This window comes from Nocardioides speluncae, from assembly GCF_003121585.1.
In the GTDB taxonomy this organism is placed as follows: domain Bacteria; phylum Actinomycetota; class Actinomycetes; order Propionibacteriales; family Nocardioidaceae; genus Nocardioides; species Nocardioides speluncae.
This window is the reverse complement of record NZ_QEOO01000016.1, coordinates 75,105-95,408: the sequence shown is the minus strand read 5'-3', so window position 1 is coordinate 95,408 and position 20,304 is coordinate 75,105. Positions and strand designations below refer to the sequence as shown.

The 20,304-nt window shown below is 70.8% G+C and carries 22 protein-coding genes and 1 tRNA gene; 9 read left to right on the top strand and 14 right to left on the bottom strand.

Annotated features, from left to right (window positions below; genetic code table 11):
* Positions 1–16 precede the first annotated feature (16 nt).
* From DDV73_RS07900 to DDV73_RS07880, 5 genes are all read right to left on the bottom strand, one after another.
* Positions 17–1,300 (bottom strand): hypothetical protein, encoded by a 1,284-nt coding sequence (locus DDV73_RS07900; RefSeq protein WP_109506701.1) that lies wholly within the window; start codon positions 1,298–1,300, stop codon positions 17–19.
* Positions 1,297–1,503, bottom strand: a complete 207-nt coding sequence (locus DDV73_RS07895) for a hypothetical protein (protein ID WP_109506700.1) — start codon at positions 1,501–1,503, stop codon at positions 1,297–1,299. Before DDV73_RS07895 ends, DDV73_RS07900 begins: the two co-directional genes overlap by 4 nt.
* A 49-nt stretch (positions 1,504–1,552) precedes the next feature.
* Positions 1,553–2,539, bottom strand: coding sequence for an endonuclease/exonuclease/phosphatase family protein (locus DDV73_RS07890; RefSeq protein WP_109506699.1), 987 nt, complete (start codon positions 2,537–2,539; stop codon positions 1,553–1,555).
* Between the two features lie 52 nt (positions 2,540–2,591).
* Entirely contained in the window at positions 2,592–3,902 is a 1,311-nt protein-coding gene (locus DDV73_RS07885; protein ID WP_109506698.1) for a hypothetical protein, read from the bottom strand.
* Between the two features lie 62 nt (positions 3,903–3,964).
* Positions 3,965–5,230 (bottom strand): helix-turn-helix domain-containing protein, encoded by a 1,266-nt coding sequence (locus DDV73_RS07880; protein ID WP_206050769.1) that lies wholly within the window; start codon positions 5,228–5,230, stop codon positions 3,965–3,967.
* A gap of 172 nt (positions 5,231–5,402) precedes the next feature.
* On the opposite strand from DDV73_RS07880, the gene DDV73_RS07875 reads away from it, so the two are divergent.
* A complete protein-coding gene (locus DDV73_RS07875) occupies positions 5,403–5,666 on the top strand; it encodes a hypothetical protein (protein WP_109506696.1) in 264 nt (87 codons plus the stop codon).
* 4 nt (positions 5,667–5,670) lie between these two features.
* A complete protein-coding gene (locus tag DDV73_RS07870) occupies positions 5,671–5,976 on the top strand; it encodes a hypothetical protein (RefSeq protein ID WP_206050768.1) in 306 nt (101 codons plus the stop codon).
* A 326-nt stretch (positions 5,977–6,302) separates the two neighbouring features.
* On the opposite strand, the gene DDV73_RS07865 is transcribed toward DDV73_RS07870, so the two are convergent.
* Positions 6,303–8,174: an acyl-CoA dehydrogenase gene (locus DDV73_RS07865; RefSeq protein ID WP_109506695.1), complete on the bottom strand. Its 1,872-nt coding sequence runs from the start codon at positions 8,172–8,174 to the stop codon at positions 6,303–6,305.
* Between the two features lie 461 nt (positions 8,175–8,635).
* On the opposite strand from DDV73_RS07865, the gene DDV73_RS07860 reads away from it, so the two are divergent.
* Complete coding sequence (locus DDV73_RS07860) at positions 8,636–9,094, top strand: RrF2 family transcriptional regulator (RefSeq protein ID WP_109506694.1); 459 nt, start codon at positions 8,636–8,638, stop codon at positions 9,092–9,094.
* Here DDV73_RS07860 and DDV73_RS07855 read toward each other — a convergent pair.
* On the bottom strand, positions 9,091–10,248 hold the full coding sequence (locus DDV73_RS07855) for a hypothetical protein (RefSeq protein WP_109506693.1): 1,158 nt from the start codon (positions 10,246–10,248) through the stop codon (positions 9,091–9,093). The two genes, DDV73_RS07860 and DDV73_RS07855, sit on opposite strands and share 4 nt — an antisense overlap.
* A 111-nt stretch (positions 10,249–10,359) precedes the next feature.
* Here DDV73_RS07855 and DDV73_RS07850 point away from each other — a divergent pair, with 111 nt between their 5' ends.
* The gene (locus DDV73_RS07850) at positions 10,360–10,812 is read left to right on the top strand and encodes a nuclear transport factor 2 family protein (protein WP_109506692.1); all 453 of its coding nucleotides are present in this window, start codon (positions 10,360–10,362) and stop codon (positions 10,810–10,812) included.
* 779 nt (positions 10,813–11,591) lie between these two features.
* Positions 11,592–11,945 (top strand): hypothetical protein, encoded by a 354-nt coding sequence (locus tag DDV73_RS28645; RefSeq protein WP_206050767.1) that lies wholly within the window; start codon positions 11,592–11,594, stop codon positions 11,943–11,945.
* 31 nt (positions 11,946–11,976) lie between these two features.
* Here the strand turns inward: DDV73_RS28645 and DDV73_RS27830 are convergent, their stop codons facing one another.
* Positions 11,977–12,609 (bottom strand): DUF2461 domain-containing protein, encoded by a 633-nt coding sequence (locus DDV73_RS27830; RefSeq protein WP_276310100.1) that lies wholly within the window; start codon positions 12,607–12,609, stop codon positions 11,977–11,979.
* A 4-nt stretch (positions 12,610–12,613) separates the two neighbouring features.
* Positions 12,614–13,168: a PadR family transcriptional regulator gene (locus DDV73_RS07835; protein ID WP_154402660.1), complete on the bottom strand. Its 555-nt coding sequence runs from the start codon at positions 13,166–13,168 to the stop codon at positions 12,614–12,616.
* A gap of 59 nt (positions 13,169–13,227) precedes the next feature.
* Here DDV73_RS07835 and DDV73_RS07830 point away from each other — a divergent pair, with 59 nt between their 5' ends.
* Complete coding sequence (locus DDV73_RS07830; protein ID WP_109506689.1) at positions 13,228–14,067, top strand: alpha/beta hydrolase; 840 nt, start codon at positions 13,228–13,230, stop codon at positions 14,065–14,067.
* Here DDV73_RS07830 and DDV73_RS07825 read toward each other — a convergent pair.
* The 4 genes from DDV73_RS07825 to DDV73_RS27825 all read right to left on the bottom strand — a co-directional run bounded on the left by DDV73_RS07825 (position 14,048) and on the right by DDV73_RS27825 (position 17,947).
* Positions 14,048–15,145: a hypothetical protein gene (locus DDV73_RS07825; RefSeq protein ID WP_154402659.1), complete on the bottom strand. Its 1,098-nt coding sequence runs from the start codon at positions 15,143–15,145 to the stop codon at positions 14,048–14,050. The two genes, DDV73_RS07830 and DDV73_RS07825, sit on opposite strands and share 20 nt — an antisense overlap.
* Positions 15,142–16,341: a C39 family peptidase gene (locus DDV73_RS07820; protein ID WP_109506687.1), complete on the bottom strand. Its 1,200-nt coding sequence runs from the start codon at positions 16,339–16,341 to the stop codon at positions 15,142–15,144. Before DDV73_RS07820 ends, DDV73_RS07825 begins: the two co-directional genes overlap by 4 nt.
* Positions 16,342–16,574: 233 nt before the next feature.
* Positions 16,575–16,650: transfer RNA gene (locus DDV73_RS07815), tRNA-Gly, on the bottom strand.
* Positions 16,651–16,723: 73 nt separating this feature from the next.
* The gene (locus DDV73_RS27825) at positions 16,724–17,947 is read right to left on the bottom strand and encodes a PucR family transcriptional regulator (protein WP_154402658.1); all 1,224 of its coding nucleotides are present in this window, start codon (positions 17,945–17,947) and stop codon (positions 16,724–16,726) included.
* 111 nt (positions 17,948–18,058) lie between these two features.
* Here DDV73_RS27825 and DDV73_RS27820 point away from each other — a divergent pair, with 111 nt between their 5' ends.
* Positions 18,059–18,910, top strand: a complete 852-nt coding sequence (locus DDV73_RS27820) for an SGNH/GDSL hydrolase family protein (protein ID WP_154402657.1) — start codon at positions 18,059–18,061, stop codon at positions 18,908–18,910.
* Positions 18,911–18,931: 21 nt separating this feature from the next.
* On the opposite strand, the gene DDV73_RS07800 is transcribed toward DDV73_RS27820, so the two are convergent.
* Positions 18,932–19,699, bottom strand: coding sequence for an SGNH/GDSL hydrolase family protein (locus DDV73_RS07800; protein WP_109506684.1), 768 nt, complete (start codon positions 19,697–19,699; stop codon positions 18,932–18,934).
* A gap of 77 nt (positions 19,700–19,776) precedes the next feature.
* Here DDV73_RS07800 and DDV73_RS28640 point away from each other — a divergent pair, with 77 nt between their 5' ends.
* Both DDV73_RS28640 and DDV73_RS07790 read left to right on the top strand, forming a co-directional pair.
* On the top strand, positions 19,777–20,028 hold the full coding sequence (locus DDV73_RS28640) for a ribbon-helix-helix protein, CopG family (protein ID WP_154402656.1): 252 nt from the start codon (positions 19,777–19,779) through the stop codon (positions 20,026–20,028).
* A complete protein-coding gene (locus DDV73_RS07790) occupies positions 20,025–20,273 on the top strand; it encodes a type II toxin-antitoxin system RelE family toxin (RefSeq protein WP_109506683.1) in 249 nt (82 codons plus the stop codon). The genes DDV73_RS28640 and DDV73_RS07790 overlap by 4 nt, the downstream gene beginning before the upstream one ends.
* The last annotated feature ends 31 nt before the right edge of the window (positions 20,274–20,304 follow it).

Below are 20,304 nucleotides of genomic sequence, written 5' to 3'. Positions count from 1 at the left end.
CGGGACCCCGCTCGTCTCAGCGGCTGAGGAAGACGCTTCGCGCGGTCGTGCCCCATCCGTTGTCGTTGTAGTCGCTGACGTAGGTGAGGGCGACCGGGCCCCTGCCGGTCACCGACAGTGAGGAGAGGTGACCGCGGAGGTAGGACACGTTGTGCGCCCCGACTTCCCGGTCGGCGCCGTTGACTGCCGCTACCCGGGCGACCACGCCGCCACCGAACTCCGGGCAGCCCGCGAGTCCGTACGGCGAGTCGACCGCCCAGGCGAGATAGGAGCGACCCTGCGGCGCGACCGCGACCAGCGTGCCGGCCTTCGCGAAGCATCCGGCCCGCCACTTCTTCGACATCGACTTGGTCCACACCGTCCTGGTCGGTCGCAGCTCGGCGTCGACGATCAGCCGGGTCTTCACGCTGAAGGTGTGCCCGCTCCTGGTCATCCACGCGACCCGGGTACGCGGGCCGCTGGCGGCGAGGTCGACCGAGGTTGCCCCAGTCGCCTGGAACTGGAATCGGAACCCGGCGTTGGGGTGGACCTGCCGCCAGACCAGCGAGCCGGCCGCGACCGTCTCACGGCCCCAGGTGTCGGTGGTCAGCGCGAGGTGGGCTGGGTCGCTGGCGAGGGTGGCGATCGGCCGGGCCGTCGACCACCGACGGCCGCCGGACTCCAGGATGCTGCGCATCAGCTGGCCGCCACCCTTGGCGGCTGGCTGGAACCACACCAGGCTCGACTTCCCAGCGTCGTTGATCACCGGCTTGGATACCCGGAACCGATGCACGCCGGCCGGGTCCGTGTTCACCACAGGCGGTGTGGTGACACTCCAGCCGCCGCCACCGGTAGCAGCATGGAACTGTCCGTCGTTGTCCGCCCACGTGACGACGGGGTCGCCGTACAAGTTCGTGTCCAGGGCGAGTCGCCGCACACCGTTCAGGCCATCGGCGACCACGTGCTCGCCGCTCCAGCCCCGTTCGGAGTGGCGCTGCGCGACGACCTTGGTGCCGCGGTCAGCCACGACGACCGCGGAGTCGCCAACTCCGGTCGCCAGGTGCGGCCCGTGGTAGTCGGTCTCGGTCGCCGACCTGCGCTGCCCGTCCGGACCAAGCCAGAAGAGGGTCGCGGGTTGGTCGAAGCTCTCGTCGGCCGCGACGTGGGCGCCACCATCGCCGCCGACGGCTGCGCGGATCGTGCCGTCGGTCGACATCGACGACCAGCCTGGCGCCGGGTCGGTCGGATCGGCGTACGCCGTGGCTGCGGGCAGTGCGACGAGTGCGAGTGCGGCGGTGATGGTGGCGAGCGGTCGTCTCATGAGGCCCCCCTTCGCGGTGGTGCGGCGGGGGCGTGCTCGCGTCCGTGGCGGCGGACGTGCAGAGCGATGGCGGCGACCATGCCGAGCAGGCCGAGGGCGACCAGCAGCCAGCCGAGGCCGGTGGACTCCTCGGGCAGGCCGAGCGGCGCCAACGCCAGCGTCACACCGAGCAGCGTCACCAGCGTCGCGAATCCCAGTCCCATAAGCACCCCGTTTCGATGGTCGCCAGCCTGCCACGGACCGCCGACAGTGTCAGTCGAGTCGCAGATCCGCCGCGACCGGACGGTGGTCGCTGCCGGTCCGGGGGAGCACCCACGCGTCCGCGGGCTCGACGCCGCGCACCAGGATGTGGTCGATCCGCGCCATCGGGAAGCGCGCCGGCCAGGAGAACCCGAAGCCATGGCCGGCCGCGCCCTGCGCGGAGCGCATGCCGGCGGTGATCGGGGCCAGGCTGCGGTCGTTGACGGTGCCGTTGAGGTCGCCGAGGAGTACGACGCGCTTGACCGGGTCGGCGGCGATCTGGGCGCCGAGCAGCTTGATGGTGCGGTTGCGCTGGTCGGCCGTGAAGCCCTCCGACCCGACCCGCACCGACGCGAGGTGGGCGACGTACACCGCGACCTCGCCCTCCGGCGTCTTCACCTTGGCCCGCATCGCCCGGGTCCAGCCGAACCCGACGTCGATGTCCTCGGCGTCGCTGATTGGGAACCGCGACCATAGCCCGACCGTGCCGCGGGTGACGTTGTGCTCGAAGTCCTCGTCGAGCCCGCCTTGGTACGCCGACTTCGCGTCCTCGTCGAGCTCCTCCAGCGCGACCACGTCCGCGTCGGCGGCCAGTAGTTCCTGCACCGTTCCGTCGTGGTCGGCGTTGCCGGCGTCCACGTTGTGGCTGACCACCCTCAGGTCATGCGACCCGCCGCCCTTGCCCGGCAGCACCGCGTTCCCGAACATGCCGACCCACACCACCAGCGGCAGCACCAGCGCCAGTGCGGCCGGCGCCGACCGGCGTACCACCGCGCCGATCGCGAGCACCGGGATCATCACCCCGAGCCACGGCAGGAACGTCTCCAGCAGGCTGCCCAGGTTGCCCGGCGAGTTCGGAACTTTGCGGTGCAGCGCCATCAGCGCGGCGGTCAGCACCGCGATCCCGGCGAGCACCCAGCCGCTGCGCCAGCTCACCCATGCCCACCGGTCGCGGGCACCCTCGGCGGGGCGCGCAGGAGTGGACGGGGCGGCCGGCATGGGAGCCATTCTTCCAGCGGTGTGGTGACGGACCGGTGGACGGCCGGCTCGGTCAGCGTGTCAGCGCGTACACCACGTGGTAGTGACCGTCGTCGTGCGAGACGCTGTCGTCCCAGCCGGACACCGTGACCGCGACCGGGCCTTTGGTGCCCACATCGACGGTGAGCCGGTCCTGAAGTGCCGCCTCCGTGGTCTGCAGGTGGCGCCGGGCGAGCACCTTGCCCACGCCGTCCACGGCGGCGACGTCGGTCAGCTGGGGCTTCTTGGCGCAGGGTCCGTCGAAGCCGGTCGACCAGGCGACGTAGCGGCGCCCCTGCTGCGAGATCGCGGTGTCCACCGACAGCTGGTGGCGCGCGCAGGCGGGCAGCTTGCTCATGTCCTTGGTCCAGACCCGGGTGGCCGGGCGCCAGCCGTCCCGCCACCTGCGGGTGCCGACGTTGAGCCGACCGCGGTCGTCGGCGATCCAGGCGACCGCGGTCCGCTGCCCCGTGGCGTCGACGGCCACGCGTACGGCGTGGGCGATAGTGAATGCCTTGGCGAACTTTCCGGTGGCCCCGGCCTGCCGGTAGACGTGTGGACCGACCGCGATCGTCTGCCGACGGTTGCTGTCGAACGCGGTCGCCAGCGTCTTGGGTGTGCCGGGTGGGTTGTTGACCAGGTCCCAACTGCCGTTCCAGCCGCTACCGGGGAGGTAGCGCGAGCGGCGCACCGTGCCGCCGGCCGGGGTGTCGGCGTCGTACCAGGTCACAAACGCGGTGCCGTCGTCGGCCATGACCGGCTCGGCGACCAGGCCGCCGGCCCCGATCGACGCCGGTGTGGCGTGGCTGGTCCAGGTTCCGCCGCGCGGTCGCACCGCGGACTGGAGTACGCCGCCGGACAGCAGCCACGTCACCACGGCGTCGCCCCGGGGGTTGGTGTCGACCCAGATCTTGGCGGTCTTCCCGGTGCCGATCGTCACCGTCTCGCCCCAGCCGCCGGAGCCCTTGACCTTTGCCCGCACCTCGGCGATCGGTCCGCCACCCGGGTTGTGCTTCCAGGCCATCACCGCGTACGAGCCGTAGCCGGTGCCGATGTCGCCGACGTCGGCGTACTCGTCGTCGTGGGTCCCGGTCCTCGTGAAGGCGCCGCTCGCCGGCCGGTACGCCGTCGTCAGCGCCGCGCCGCCGGCCCACTCGCTCACGGTGCCGAGCCGGACGGTGTGGACGCCGCCCTCACCGTCGATAGCGCTCTGAGCGTGACCGGAGCCGCTGAGCAGGCGACCGTGTGCCGGTGGGTCGAGCGGGTCGGCGGCCGCCGGAAGGGTGGTGCCGGCGAGTGCAGCGGCGATGGCCGCCGCTCCGGTCGCGATGGTGAGTCGCCGCATCTGGTCTCCTGGTGACGAGTGAGCGTGCACGTATCACCCGGTTAGATGCAGGTTCCGGCCGACTAGTTCGCGACACCGATCCGGCGAGCGAGTCCGGCCAGCGCATTGGGCGGACGCCGCCCGGCGAGGCTGAGCAGGTCGCGGACCGTGGCCCGGGCCGCCTCGCTGCCCGCGACGTACTCGGGCGCCTCGTCCTCGGCCGCGAGCAGCGCGGTGAGCGCATCGGCGGTACGGCGCCGCTGGGCGTGGGCGCGCGCGAGGTCGATGTGCAGCCGCGACCGGCGCTCGGGTGAGAGCGATCCGACGTCGAGCGCGTCGGCGAGCTCGAGTGCCTCGCCTGCGTCACCGAGGTCGACGGCCGTCGAGATGGCCTGCAGCTCGACGGTGGTCGGACCGAACTCGGTGTTGAAGTCGTTGCGGTCGTCGCCGACGCGCGCGGCCAGCGACCTAGCCTGCTTGACCGCGCCGCGGGCGGTGGACCGGTCGCCGGATCGCGCGCCGATGACCGCCTGCGCGAGGTACGTCGCGCCGAGGAGCGACTGCGACTCGGGCGTCGCGGCGTCGCCGGATGCGAGCGGCGAGAGTGCCGTCACGGATGCGGCGACCACGTGCTCGGCCTGCTCGAGCTGGTCCAGGGCGACGAAGGCGTGGGCCATCCGAAGCTGGGCGGCGAAGACGCCGAGCGGCTGCCGGGACCGTTCGGCCGCGGCGAGCGCCCGGTCCGCGGCCAGCCACGCCGCGTCGGCCTCGCCGTACCGGGCCAGGCAGGTGGCGGCCGCCTCGTAGGTGCGGCCGAGCAGATGCAGCAGCTCCTTCTGCTGGTGCCCGGTGGTGGTGCGGACGGCACGTTCCAGGTCGGGCAGCAGCCCCGCGAGCGCCTCGCTGGCGTCGGCGACCATCGAGGCGTCGGCCAGCCCCCAGACCGCGTCGACCCGGCCGCGGACCTCGTCGGCGCTGAGCGACGGCCCGGCACCGCCGTCCCCGAGTACGTCGGGAGCCGGGTGCCCGGTCAGGGTCAGCCGGAGCAGCTCGAGCTCGGCGAACCGCTCGGGCGCCGGCGCCGCGTCCAGGCCGGCCTCCGGCTTGAGCTCGAGGATCGAGGCGCCGAGCGCGTCCGCGAGTGCGTGCAGCACCGAGATCCGCTCGACGGCGAGGATGTCGCGTTCGACCTGCGACACCCAGCTCTCGGACTTGCCGAGCGCCGTGGCCAGGTCGGCCTGCGACATGCCGCCGCGCCGCCTGGCCGAGGCGACCCGCTCGCCGAAGGTTCGTGGGTCGTTCTCGATGGCGTCAACCACGACGCCGCCCGCTGCCGGTCGTGAAACCACATGCAAATGCATAGCCCTGAGCCACTGGCGTGCCCTTCCCTGAGTCCACCGTGCCGGCCCAGGATGGCACATTCCGAATCCAGGCTGCCGTCTCAGACACGTACTCCTTGACTCGCAGAACCCATGCGACTACGTTCTCCACCTGTCATCAACCGGACGAATGGGGGCTAACGTGATCGCCACAAAGACGACCATCGGCGGGCCGGACCGACCGCTGTTGCTGGGATACATCCGAGCCGATGCGCTGACCACCGAGCGCGAGATCGGGCTGGCCACCGCGGACCTCGCGGGGTACGCCGCGCAGGCCGGCTATGCGCTCGGCAGGGTCTTCGTCGAGCGGACCGAGCGAGTGCCGGCGGCCTTCGAGGCGCTGATGGTCGAGGCGGAGCGGACCGGCGCGGGTGCGGTGCTGATGCCCGGGCCGCAGCCCGGCTGATGCCGTGCGCCTGGACCCGGCAGCCGCCGCGATGACCGCCGACCAGCTCGCGGTCGCGCCGCGCCTGTTCATCCTGCAGCGACATCTCGACGTGAGCGGCGTCAGCGGCATCGGACCGGTCGCCGAGGGTGTCGAGTGGTCCGACGGCACCGTCTCGCTGCGCTGGAAGGGCGACCATCCGTCGACCACCTTCTGGCAGGCGGGCATCCCGGCGATCGAGGCCGTGCACGGCCACGGCGGGGCCACCGAGGTGCTCTACCTCGGTGACCGGAGCCAGGAGTGCCCGCAGCCCGCGGTCCGACGGCGCTAGACAGGATCGCTCCCCGAGCCGGCGGAGCGGGCGTGCCGAACATCCCTGAGTCCGCGTCCGTTCCGTCGCTCCGACCCCAATGGCGGGGGAGGAGGAAAAAGCGAAGGGCCCCCGTTGCGCTCGGGGGCCCTTCGTGACGTCGTACGACGACGCCGGGTTGACCTTAGCCCGGAGCCCACCGACAGCCGCTTACCGAGCGCCCCCATGCGGGCGCGCTGGCGGCGTTGGCGAAGACTCGACGGGCCTCCGGCCCGCCTTCGCTCCGCCGCCTTGCCATCACACCCGCCTGGCGACGCTCGCTACGGCGCCTATCGGCGGATCCGGGCTTAGAAGGCGTCCTCCGGAAGGTCCATCAGCGACAGGTCGGTCGCCTCGGCGATCGCCCGCTCAGCGGCGATCTTCGGCAGCACCTCGCGCGCGAAGAACTGCGCCGCCGCGACCTTGCCCTGGTAGAACGCCTGGTCCTTGCCGGGCTCACCGGCCAGCGCGGCCAGCGCCACCTCGCCCTGGCGAAGCAGCAGCCACGAGCAGACGATGTCGCCGAGCACCATCAGCAGGCGAGTGGTGTTCAGGCCGACCTTGTAGATGTTGCGTACGTCGCCGCCGGAGCTGGCGTCCGCGCTCATGAGCTGGTTGATCAGCTCGCTGACCAGCGCCTGGCCTTCCTCGAGGGCCTTCGCGAGCAGCTCGCGCTCACCCTTCAGCTCGGCATGGCCGTCCTTGTCCTGGACGAAGGTGGCGATCTCGCCGGCCAGGTGGCCGAGCGCCTGCGCCTGGTCCTTGACGATCTTGCGGAAGAAGAAGTCCTGGCCCTGGATCGCGGTGGTGCCCTCGTAGAGGGTGTCGATCTTGGCGTCGCGGACGTACTGCTCGATCGGGTACTCCTGCAGGAAGCCGGAGCCACCGAGGGTCTGCAACGACTCGGTGCCGAGCAGCACCCACGACTTCTCCGAGCCGTAGCCCTTCACGATCGGCAGCAGCAGGTCGTTGACCTTCTCCGCGAGCTCGTCGCGCTCGCCGCCGGCCTTGGCGAGCATCACCTTGTCCTGCCACGACGCGGTGAACAGCACCAGCGCGCGCATCGCCTCGGCGTACGACTTCTGGGTCATCAGCGAGCGGCGTACGTCGGGGTGGTGGGTGATCGTGACCCGCGGAGCGGTCTTGTCGGCGGCCTGGGTCAGGTCCGCGCCCTGGATCCGCTCCTTCGCGTAGTCGAGAGCGTTGAGGTAGCCGGTGGACAGCGTGGCGATGGCCTTGGTGCCGACCATCATCCGGGCGTTCTCGATGACGTCGAACATCTGCGCGATGCCGTTGTGTACCTCGCCGAGCAGCCAGCCACGGGCCGGCTCGCCGCCGCCGACACCCGGGTCGCCGAAGGTGACCTCACACGTGTTGGAGACCTTCAGGCCCATCTTGTGCTCGACGTTGGTGACGTAGGCGCCGTTGCGCTCGCCGGTCAGCTCGCCGGTCTCGGGATCGAAGTAGAACTCCGGCACCAGGAACAGGCTCAGACCCTTGGTGCCCGGGCCGCCGGCGCCGTCCACGCCCTCGGGGCGGGCCAGCACCATGTGCAGCGTGTTCTCGGAGAGGTCGTGTACGGCGGAGGTGATGAACCGCTTGACGCCCTGGACGTTCCAGGTGCCGTCCTCGTTGAGCGTGGCCTTGGCCCGGCCGGCGCCGACGTCGGAGCCGGCGTCCGGCTCGGTCAGCACCATCGTGGTGATCCAGCGCCGGTCGACGACGTGCTGGGCGATCTTGTGGTCGCGCTCGTTGCCGTTGGAGTAGACGACGCCGGCGAACATCGGTCCCGCGCCGTACATCCAGATCGGGGCGTTGGAGCCGAGCACGAACTCGCCCATGCCCCACTGCACCGTTGACGGCGCGGGGGTGCCGCCGATCTCCTTCAGAGTGCCGAGGCGCCAGAACTCGGCGTCCATCCAGGCGTCGTAGCTCTTCTTGAACGAGGCCGGCACGGGTGCGGTGTTCGTCTTGGGGTCGAAGACGGGCGGGTTGCGGTCGCCGTCGACGTACGACGCGGCAAGCTCCTCGCGCGCCATCCGCTCGACCTCGCCAAGCACCGACCGCGCTGTGTCCTCGTCGATCTCCTCGAACGCGGATGTGCCCAGGTAATCCTGAACCTTCAGCACCTCGAACAGGTTGAACTCGACGTCGCGCAGATTGGTCTTGTAGTGGCTCACTGGTCCGCTTTCTCCAACTCGGTGGGCCGGTCGAATCCGGCCCGGGAAGCTGTCCCCTCCTGAGAGGCCCCGACTGATGCTACTCATCGGTAACTTAATTGTGCCTGGTAGCGGGGGCGATCGCAAGGCGTTCGCCGAGTCTGGGTCGCAGATCACGGGGGGGGCGGTGTTCGTATTCATCAATTTATGTAGTAAGTTACTAGAGAAACATCATGTCGCGCGAGCGGCTCTCGGACCGCGGCCCGGTGGATGCACCCCCACCGGGCCGCGCTGTATCTAACTGGCTCGCTCCGCTTCGCCGGGGTCTGGCGCTTCTAGCTCGCGCCTTCCCTCCTCGCTCGCTCGCTGCGCTCGCTTTGCTCGTCAGTCCAGGCGTGAGCGCGCCAGACCCAGCCCCGGGGTTACTCGCCTAGTGCGGGTAGTTCAACTGATCTGGTCGACAAGTCTGAGAGACTGAGAGCATGCGAGTCTCCGCCAAGTCCGACTACGCCCTGCGTGCGCTGATCGAGATGGCCGGCCGCTCCGACGGCGCCCCGGTGAGCGCCGAGGAGCTCGGTCGCCTTCAGGAGATCCCGCACGGGTTCCTCCAGGCCATCCTGGCCGACCTGCGCCGAGCCGGGATCGTGGTCTCCCAGCGGGGCCAGTCCGGCGGCTGGCGGCTCAACCGTGAGCCCGACCAGGTCAGCGTCGCCGACGTGATTCGTGCCGTCGACGGCCCGCTGGTGTCGGTCTACGGCCTGCGGCCCGAGGCGGTCACCTACAACGAGACCGCATCCGAGCTCCAGCGCGTCTGGATCGCCGCCCGCCACTCGCTGCGCGAGGTGTTCGAGATGGTCTCCATCCGCGCCCTCGCCGACCGCAAGCTGCCCGACGCCGTCCAGTCCCGCACCTCCGACGAGGACGCCTGGCAGCCCCACTAAGGCCCGGGATCGGTCGCGGCGAGCTTGAGCTTGCGCTTGAGCTTCTTCCGCTTCTTCTCCAGCTTGGCGTTGCGCACCTCGAGGCGCTCGTTGTGCTCGCGCAGCCGGGCGACTTCGACCAGGACGTCGGCAAGGGCGTCGGTGGTGGTCTGCAGCTGGTCCTTCGCGGGGACGTCGTCGGGGAGTAGGGCCCGCTTGTCCGGCACGGCGGGGAGCAGGTTGTCGAGGTTGCCGTGGACGTCGTACCCGGCGTCGAGGATCTTCTTGTTCCAGCGCTCGGAGAGCACCAGCAGGTCGTCGTACAGGTCAGGGGGTACGAGGCCCGCGCGAGTTAGACCCCTTGTGGTCGACCGGTCAGGCCCGCTTGTCAGGACCCGTTCGGCAAAGAAGCGCTTGAGGACGGTACGCCGCAGCTGGCCGCTGATCCGGCCGTCGATCGACTTGTTGACGCTGCGCAGCACCGACAGCTCGCGGCGGCCCAGGCCGGCCGGTGCCGCGTCGACACCCGGCAGGGCCAGCGCCTCCGCGTCGAAGCCGGTGATGATGCCGAGCGCGGTCCAGATCGCGCCGCGGATATCGCCGTCGCGCGGGACCACGACGATGTGCACCCGCTGCGGGTTGAGCCGGGCCGCCCAGCGGTCGAGCACCTCGGAAAGCTCCTGGGCCAACCAAAAGCTGGCGGCGTCGTCGTGGGCGCGTGCCGGGTCCATCACGCGTTCCTGGAAGCGGCGGAACGACACCGACTGGCCGGCCTTCGTCGCCTCCTCCCACTCGCCGAGCAGGGTGCTCGCCGGGTCGCGGACGGTGACGATCAGGTGCGCCTCCAGGCCCGCGAGGCCGTCGAGCAGCAGGGCCGCCTGGTCCTTGGTAGCGCCGGCGAGCAGGTCCTGGGTGACCAGGAAGTCCGACCTGGCCTTGACGCCGCGCCGGCAGATCCGGGCCCAGGCGCCCTCGACGTCGGCCCGGTGCAGGTCCCAGGCCCGGTGGTCGCGGGTGATCTCGACAGCGGCGAGGAACATCTCCTCGGCGGAGCCGGCGGCCAGCGCCAGCCCGCTCTCACGGAGCGACTCGGCGTGCGTGGCGAGCGCGCCGTCGAGGAACGCGGTGCCGGTGCCGTTGAGTCCGATGTGGACGAAGGCCTTGCGTCGTGCCATGCGCGCACCGTCGCACGGCACAGCGGATTCAGGGTGAACGGGGCGCGTCGTACGGCGAAATGAGACGGTGGCCTTTGTCATAGAACACGTTTCAGTTCTAGGCTGGCCGGCATGGCTGAGGAGCTCGACAAGCACATCATCTGGAACGCGCCCAACCACGACCACCCGGCTCGCCGGGCGTCGCAGGCGTCGTACACCGCGGTGGCCAACGGCGACCTGGAGTCGTGGCTCAAGGTGTACGCCGAGGACGCGGTGATCGAGGACCCGGTGGGGCCGTCGATGTTCGACCCGGAGGGCAAGGGTCACCGGGGCCACGACGCGATCCGCGCGTTCTGGGAGCTGGCGATCTCGCCGGTCGACGAGTTCACCTTCACCATCCACGACTCGCACGCCAACGGCGTGCACTGCGCGAACACCGGCACCATTACCACCCGGTTCGCCGACGGCACCGTGGTCGACACCGACCTGGTGATGGTCTACCAGGTCCGCGACGACGGCCGGGTGGCCACGATGCGCGCGTTCTGGGAGCCGGAGCGGGCGATGGCCACGGCTCGCAAGGAGTAGCTGCCTGCTCGGCCCGACGGTGCCGGACCCCGGTACGACGAAAGTCGCGGTCGGCGCCGACGTGAGTCGCCGCTGCCCAGCCGATCGGCCGATGCCTCGCCGGCCGGTCCGCGGCCAGGGTGAAGGGCATGGGAACCAACGAGATCAGTCGGGGGCAGTTCCTGTCCGGGGTGGGCGCCGCAGGGGTGGCGGTCGCCTCCGGCGCGCTACTGACGGGCTGCCAGGACGACGGCGGCGATGGCGGGCCGAGCGTGCGCAGGTCGGAGAAGCCGCGCGGGCCGAGGTATCGAGGCGTGAACTACGAGGTCATCGACGGGGAGTACCACGGGACGAGCTGGAACGCCGACCGGATGCGCGCGGACCTCAGGGTGATCAAGGACGAGCTGCATGCCACCTCGGTCACTGTCTTCGGCAGTGGAGTGGGCCGGCTGGCCGCCGCGGCGCCAGGGCGCCGAGATCGATCTGAGCGTCGGCTGCGAGTTCTACCTCTTCACGCCCGGCATCGTCCCCGGTGCCCACACCCTGGAGCGGATCGAGAACCTCACCAGCGGCCGCTTTGACCCGCAGAAGATGCAGCGGGCCTCGACAGCTTCATCGCCCGGTCCGCGAAGACGGCCCGCTCGGTCTTCGACGGCAACATCTCGTACGGCGCGGCCGACGGCGATGAGGTCGACTGGGACCTGTTCGACATCGTCAGCGTCGACTACTACGCGTACCACGGCCGCGACCGGGCGGCGTACGCCAAGGACCTCGCGGCCTACCGCCGCTGGGGCAAGCCGGTGGCGATCACGGAGTGCGGCTCGTGCACGTTCGTGGACGCGCCGAAGCGCGGCGGCATGGGCTGGTACGTCGTCGACTACTCCAAGCCGCTGCCGGAGGTGAAGCCCGGCGTCGTGCGCAGCGAGGCGACGCAGGCGCGGTACTTCGCCGAGGTCCTCGAGGTCTTCGGCTCGATGGACCTGCACTCGACGATGATCTACCAGTTCGTCTCGCCCGACTCGCCGCACCGGCCCGACCGGCGCTACGACATGGACATCGCCAGCTACGGTCTGGTCAAGGCGATCTGGGAGCGGCCGGACCTGCCTGGCGACTGGCACTGGGAGCGCAAGCAGGCCTTCCACACCGTGGCTTAGGCGTGGAGCGGGGTGCTTCCTGAGCTGGCGGTCACTCGCTGAGCCGGGTGAGCCAGTCGACGAGCGGGCGGAGCTGCTGCCAGTCGCGGCGTACCTCGTCGAGCAGGTCGGCGGTGTGGATCACCGGCTCGAAGCCGATGGTGTGGCCGGCGAACAGCTGCTTGTGGCGGAGCAGCTCGATCCGGGGATGGTCGCCGTCGTACCCGCGCGGCGAGGTCTTGAGCCGGTCGCCACCGATCTCGAAGCCGGCCCTCTCGATCTTGCGGACGATCCTCTCGAGGACCGGGCCGGTGCGGTCGTCGGCGATGGCGTCGCGGAACGCGGCCAGCCGCTCGCCGCTGGCCTCGTAGAAGCCGGCGCCGGTGCGGACACCCTGCGCCGAGATCTGGACGTACCATCCTGTCGCCGGCGCGATCGCGACGTACGCGCCTTGGCTGGTCTTGTACGGCGTCTTGTCCTTGGCGAAGCGCACGTCGCGGTACGGGCGGAAGATCTTGGCGGCCCCGAACTCCGGCTCCAGCGCAGCACAGAGGGCGACCATCGGCGCCTTGACCGCCTCGTCGTACACCGCCTTGTGCTTGGTCCAGTACGACTTGGTGTTGTCCATCTCCAGGTCGTCGTAGAAGTCCAGGGCGGCGACAGGGAAACCGGCGAAGTCACTCACCGCGTCAGCGTACGAGGTCGGCGGCGCGCAGCCGGCGGACGGTGTCGCGGCACCACACGAGCCGGGCCTCGGCGACCGCGATGCCGTGCAGCAGTGAGAGCAGGTGGCCGAACTCGGGGCGGGTCGGGTCGTCGGTGTGGCCCGACTCCTCGACCTCGGCACGGATCGTCGCGTACCTCGCCAGCCGGCCCTCGATCTGCCTGGTCTCCTCCTCGTAGACCGCGGCCAGCTCGGCGGGGTCGGCCGAGGCCGCCGCGAAGGCGCGAAGCACCAGCTCGTCCTTCGGCGCCCTCGGCTGGTACGGCGAGCCGAGCCAGATGCGCAGCTCATGGCGGCCGGCCTCGGTGACGGTGTAGGTCTTCTTCTCACGCGGGCCGGGACCGGCGCCGGCCTCGCAGGTGAGCAGGCCGTCGGCTTCCATGGCCGCGAGCTCGGGGTAGATCTGGCTGTGGTGGGCGCTCCAGATCATCGACATCGTCTTCTGCATCCGCTGGGTGACGTCGTACCCGGTGTGGGGCCGCTCCGCGATCAGCACGAGCAGCACGTGGCGCAGCCGCATGGTCACAGGTTCGCATAGCCCGGCCCAACTATGTCAGTTTTGACATAGCATCCCGTCTCATGAACCTCAGACTCGTCTTCGCTGCCGGAGCATTGCTGCTCGTCGCCGCTTGTGGCGGGGACGCCGATGATCCGAACGGCTCGGCCGCGGACCCGTCCTCGCCGACGACTGCGCCGACCGATCCCACCACGGCTCAACCACGGGAGCCGGTGGCCGAGCGCTGCCCGGCGACGCTGGCGCCGGACTTTGCGCCGGCCGAGCCGACAGCGGTGACATTCAAGACCGAGGACGGTGTGGAGCTGTACGGCGCGGAGCTTGGCAGCGGCCCGAAGGGCGTCGTACTCGTCCCGGGCACGTCAAGCGACGGGCTGTGCAACTGGGCGATGGTCGCGGCCGCGCTGGCCAAAGACGGCTTCCACGTGCTCGCGATCGACAGCCGCTGCCAGGGCGACAGCGGCTGCAACCTCGACAACGAGTTCGCGCTGGACGTCGACGTCGTGGCTGCTGTCGCCGAGCTGCGAGAGCGCGGCGCGACGACCGTGACTGCGGTCGGTGAGTCACGCGGCGGGGCGGTCGTCCTTGCGGCGGCCGCGCGCCCGGACTTCAACGGCGACGCCGTCGTACCGGTCAGCGGCGTGTGGTTCGACGGTCTCTACAGCGGACCCGACCCGGCCCCGTTAGCCGGGCTGGTTGGCCGGATCAAGGTGCCGGTGCTCTACCTGTCGACCCAGGGCGACACCGATCAGGCCGAGTACCGAGGGTTCGCCAAGGCCACCGCCAAGGCCGAGTACGTCGCCTACGACGGCGCCGACCACGGCGCGTCGATGTTCGGTAGCCAGGAGGTGGAGCCGCAGTACCGCAAGGACTTCCTGCGGTTCCTCAGCTCAGTCGCGCGGTGACCTGCTCGTCACCGCCCTCGCCGAGGGCGGTGAGGGTGATCGAGTCGCCGCCGCAGCGCGGCGCCTCCAGGAATCCGGCGCCGACGCCCGGCGACTCGTAGGCCACCTCGAGCGTGCCGCCGGGCGCCCACCGCATCAGCCGCGCCTTGTCCTTGTCCTTCTGCGTGTCGCGCACGAACCACGCCGAGTCGCCGCACCAGATCAGCGAGCCGGTGGTGCCGGCGCCGAGGTCGAAGAAGGCGCCGTCGTACGACGCGAAGTAATGGGCCGCCTCGTAGCGCTGCTCCTTCTCGACCACCGCCCAGACCGCGCCCTGCTCGGTGAGCACCGACTCGGCGCCCTTGCACTCGGGGATGTCGGGGAGCGGCCGCGGCTGGTCGGCGTCGACCCGGGTCGGCGTGCGGCAGCTGATCGGCTGGGCGTCGTCGAAGGCGGTGATGGTGACGCCGTACGGGCTGGCGCGGACGTCGCGGAAGCCGGTGCCCGGCTCTGCGCAGTACGGCAGCGCCGACTCCGAGGTCGCCGGGTCGGTGGACACCAGGCAGTAGCCGCCCTTCTCGTCCATCGTCGGCCGCAGCACGGCTGCCGCGCCGAGCGACCAGTCGCCGCCGGTGGTCGTCGGCGGGTCCGACTCGCCGTCGACGACCGACTCTTTGCCGGTGGCCAGCTCGACCAGGGTCGCGGTCGCCGGTCGGACCTCCTGCTCGTCCTGGGCAACGACCAGCGCCCAGGCGTCGGTGAGCTGTACGTCGCTGACCCGGCGCCCGGGACCGGCCTTGATCGTGCGCGGCGTCGGTCCGTCGAGGGTGGCGGTGGCGCCGTCGGTCGCGACACTGAGCGCCCACTCGCCGGACCGGGTGACCGCCGGCTCGACGCCGTCGCCGGCCGGCTGCCAGTCCAGCAGCACCTGCTTCGCGTCGGCGACTGCCGGCTTGGCGGCGGTGCCGCCGTCCGGCTTGCTGCTACCGGTGCCGTCCGGGTCGGCGACGCGCTGGGGGTCGTCGTCGGACGACGAGCAGCCGGCGACGAGCAGGGTCAGCAGCGCCGCCGTCGCGGCGTACCAAGTTCGCACCCTCACACCCCGATGTTGTGGGCCGGGTGGGCGAGGTTGGCCCGGTAGCTCTTGTACGCCTGCCGCCACTGCACCCGCGCGATGGACGGCTCCGAGGGGTCGAAGCGGGCCTGGTTCCACGGCTCGAAGAAGCTGATCAGGTTCACGTCGTCGCCGTTCGCGTTGTAGCCGCGGCCGACCTGGTAGTGGCCGGAGGCGTCCTCGTCGAGGTAGGGGTAGAAGCGCTTGAGCAGGATCGGGTGCAGGATCACCGGCGCCCGGTAGCCGGCGATGTGGCGGACCTGCAGCTGCCACCACTTGGGCCAGGTGTAGTCGCCGATGTCGAGGGTGATGTAGGTGCCCGCCCGGTCCTCGTTGTCGTACCCGGTCGCCTCGTTGGTGACCCGGACCATCTCGTAGATCGAGGAGCCGCTGGTGGTGGTGCCGAGCCGCTTGGCCCAGTACTCCTGGGAGTTCTCGGTGCCCGACCAGCCCCACTCGATCATCTGCATCGAGGTCGGGCCGCAGTAGTAGGTGCGGGTCTGCTCGGCGACCTGCTCCGGGTCGAGGATGGTGGTCTTCTCCGGGTACGTCGTCGCGGCCCGCGCCTCGCGGGCGGTCGGAACCCGGACCTCCGGGTGCCGGGCCAGGAAGCCGGTCGGCAGGGCAACGCCCTGGTCGAGGTGGCGGGTCAGCCAGACCTTCGCCACCGACTTGGCCGCCGCGGTCAGCTCGGCCCGCTCGGCCTTCGCCCGCGCCAGCGGCGACATCGCGGCGTACCGGCGCAGCGTGGCCAGCGCGTCCTGGTCGCCGGTGGCCGTCGTGCTCGCGGCGGTCCGGTCCGCCGTCCGCGCGGCGACGGCCGTGCGCCGCTGGACCTCGGCCTCCGAGCTGGTCGTCCAGCCGGTGTGCAGGCAGTACCGCTGGCCCTCGAACGTCGCGCACCGGACCGCGCTGGTCGCCAGGTCGCTCGGCAGCGCCTTGGCCGGGCGGGCGCTGCGCCAGCCGGCGGCGATTACGCGGTCGATCTCTGCCTGCATCGCCGGCGTGACCTCGCCCGCGCCGGCTGTAGCCGCGTCGAGGGAGAATGCCTGGGCGTCGGGCTTGGGCGTGCTTCCGGAGCCGCTGATGCTCGGCAGCGGCGTACTCGCGTTGGGGAGGAACGGGCTCACGGCCAGCGCTGCGGCGAGAGCACCGATGGCGATCGTGCGACGGCGGGGCATGGGGGAAGTCCTCGCATATTGGCGACTAGTGATCGCTAACTACTGTCCCTTGAGTCACACAAAGCGTCAAGAACCCCACAAGTAGGCCGGTTTCACTAGGTACCTAGTGAAACCGGCCTTCCCCGCAGGAAACTTCCGACGGGCTGGGACAAATTCACTAGGTACCTAGTGAAACTGCCCGGGCCACCACCAGACAGAACGGCCCGGCAGTGGAGGCTGCCGGGCCGTTCGTTTGGAGCGGATGACGAGGCTCGAACTCGCGACATCGACCTTGGGAAGGTCGCGCTCTACCAACTGAGCTACATCCGCAGGCGGGCACAGATTACCCCATGGCCACGGCGGACCAGCGCCCGGTTTTCAGCTTCGGCTTCGGCTCAGCCGCTCAGCCGCTCAGCGCGGTGGCGGCCAGGCCGGCGACCAGCTTGCTGAGGTCCTGTGGGCGCAGCGGGTCGAGGCTGGTCAGGGTGGTGATCCGGCGCAGCCGGTTGTCCACGGTGTTCGGGTGTACGCCGAGGCGCCGGGCGGTCCGCTGGCGGTGCCGGTCCTCGACCACGAACGCCTCGAGGGTCTCCCGCAGCCGCTCGTCGTCGGCTAGCGGTGCGAGCACCTCGGCCAGTGCGTCGCGGGCCGGGCCGGGACGAGAGATCTGGTACTCGAAGGCGACATCGCCGAGCTGGTAGCAACCTGCGGGCCGGCCGAGCCGCTGGGCGAGCTCGCGGACGTCGAGGGCGGTGGCGACCGCCTCGGAGACCTGGAGCGGCCCTGCCACGACCGCCCCGGCGACCACGGGCTCGTCGAGCCCGGCGAACAGCCGCTGCAGGCCTTCGATCAGCGCCGACCACTGTCCCGCCAGCGGGATCAGCACCAGTGCCGCGCGATGGGTCGGCACCCACAGCAGCTCGCCGGAGATGCCGGAGACCAGGGCGCTGCGTACGTTGCGCAGCCGGCGGGCCGCCTGCACCCGCGGATCAGGCGTGCGGCCGGCGCCGCCGCTCGCGCCATCCATGGCGACCGCGACGACGGCGTACTGGAGGGGCAGCGCCACGTCGGCCAGGTTGGCCGCCTCTCGAACCTGCTCCGGCGCGTGCCCCTCGACCAGCGCCGTACCGAGTCGAAGCCGGGCGGTGAGCTGTTCGCCGAGGGTCAGCTCCCGCTCGTGCGCATAGCCTTCGGCGACGATCGCGGTCGCGGTCTGGAGCAGCTTGATCACCTTGTCGGCCAGGTCGAGGACGGCGGGCAGGATTACCGGCCCGGCGCGTTCGGCGAGGAAGTTCAGCGCCGCTCGCGCGCCGACGTAGTACGCCGTGAGTACGTCGGCCATCGGCAGGCCCTCCTCGGCCCGCTTGGCGGCCGACGGGGCGAGCGGCGCGAGCAGCGCCCGCAGGTCCACGTCCGGGTCCGCGATCGACTTCACGAACACGGCCAGCCCGATCTCGGTGATCTCCCGGATCTCCCCGGCCATCTGCTCCTCCGGGAGCGTCGTATAGACCGGCACCTCAGCGAGGATCGTCGCCTGCATCTGGGCGATCACCTCGTCCCGCGATCGGTCCAGGAGCCGGACCACGGTCCGGATGGCGAGGTCGCGCTCCTCATTGTGAGATGTCACAGGCCCATTCCAACAGTCCCCACCAGTTGCGCCAAGTGGTCCGGAGTGTCTGGATCTGCCGACGGTGCCCGGCGCACGCTGAGCGGCAACCTTGAGGGAGGTCCCGAAACGATGCCTACGCCCCGACTACTCATCTCCGCAGCGGCCGCTGCTACCGCCGTCGCTGCCCTCGTGGTCTCGCCCGCCACCGCCCAGGCCGCCGACCCGCTCGACTACGTCGCGCTCGGTGACTCGGCCGCGGCCGGTCCACTGATCCCGAACCAGAACCCCAACCTGCCGTGCCTGCGCTCGACCAACAACTGGGCAAATGTGACAGCCCGCGCGCTCGGCGCCCGGCTCACCGACGTCAGCTGCTCGGGCGCCACCACCGGCGACATGGCCGGCCGTCAGTTCGGCTACAACGCGCCGCAGTACGACGCACTCAAGCCCGACACCGACCTGGTCACGATCACGATCGGCGCGAACGACCTCAGCCTCGGCACGTTCGTGCCCGGCTGCTGGCGGACCCCGCCGCCGTTCGGCATCTCCTGCAAGTCGGTCGCGTACGCCGCCGCCGGCGGCAAGGACCCGTTCATCGCCAAGATCGCGACGATGCGGTCCAGCGTGGCCACCGTGCTCGACACGATCGAGACCAAGTCGCCCGACGCCGAGGTCATCGTGGTCGGCTACGGCAAGTACTACCGCAAGGGCGGCTGCTACTGGACCGACCCGGTCTGGCCCGAGGACGCCGACTACATCCAGAGCGTCTTCACCCGGCTCAACGAAACCCTGCGCGACCTCGCCGCCGAGCGCGGTCTCGATTACGTCGACTCCGAGGCGCTGTTCGCTGGCCACGACATCTGCGCACCGGCCTCGCAGCGCTGGATGGAGGGACTGGTGCCGACCACGATCGCGGCGCCGTACCACGCCAACCGCGCGGGTCACGACGGCACCGCAGCCGCGCTCCTCGGTCTGGTCGGCTGACCGACGTGGCGCCGGTCCGGCTCAGTCGATCTGGACCGGCGCCAGCTGCGGCCAGCGTGGGCTGACGGTGTCGCCCGACGACTGGCGGGTGATCCGCCGGTGCATCCAGGGCAGCGCGTGCTCGCGGGCCCACTTGGCGTCGGCGCGCAGCTGTTCACGCTTGCTCGGCCGCGGTGCGGCGGGCACCGGCAGCGGCTTGAGGTCGTGGGGTACGCCGAGCGTGTCCAGGACCGCGATCGCCATCTGCTGGTGGCCCGCGGAGCTCATGTGCATCCGGTCGGTGTCCCAGAGCCGCCAGTCGCGGTACTCCCGCATCCGCCAGAAGTCGAGCAGCGTCGCTCCACGGCGGTCGGCGACCTCGCGGACCAGCTCGTTGTAGATCGCGAACCGGCCCCGGGTCTTGCCGAAGACTGCCGAGCCGCCCGGGTCGAACCCGGTGAACAGGACCACGGTGGCCCCGGCCTCGATGAGCCGGCCGACCGCCTCGTCGTACCGCTCGACGATCAGGTCGATGTCGACCGACGGCCGGATGAGGTCGTTGGCGCCGGCGTACATCGTGACCAGGTCGGGCCGCTGGGCGAGCGCCGGCTCCAGCTGCTCGTCGAGGATCGGCTCCAGCTTGCGGCCGCGGATCGCGAGGTTGGCGTAGCGGAAGTCCGGGGTCTGCTGCGCGAGTACGGCGGCGGCCCGGTCCGCCCAGCCGCGCAGACCGTTCGGCCGCGCCGCGTCCGGGTCGCCCACGCCCTCGGTGAAGGAGTCGCCGAGCGCGACGTACCGGTGGAATGTCATGGGCTCCATTGTGCGGCGGGCGCGGCGCCCCACCAAAGTGATACCACGTGATACCACGGCCTGGTACCGTCGGCGACATGGCGATGACCCTTCGACTCGACGAGGCCGACGACGATCTCTTGAGCGAGCGCGCCCGCAGCGAGAAGCGCAGCAAGCAGGAGATCGCGCGCGAGGCAATCCACCTGTACCTCGTCGATGACCTACGTCGGATCGAGGACCTTGAAGATGCGCTGGCCATCGCGCGATACGAGCTACGCAAGCAGCTCGGCGAGGTCCGCTACGTGTCACAGGCTGACGCCCGTCGCGCGCTCGGCCTTGATAAGGCGTGAGCTACGACGTCGTCTGGGCGGACGAGGCGCTCGCCGCGGCGCATCGATATCTCGCCGACGACCGAGAGGGCCTCGCGCAGGTCTTTGACGAGACCGACCTGCTCGCGGAGGACCCGCGCCCGTCCGGAGCGTTCGCCCGGGGAGTCGACCGATTCCGGATCCACGTAGGTCGCTACCGGGTGTTGTACGAGGTCGTCGACCAGACGGTCACGGTCCAGGTTCTGCACCTCGGCCGGACAGGCTGATGGGGGCGGCCGGGTTGGCGAGGTAGCCTGC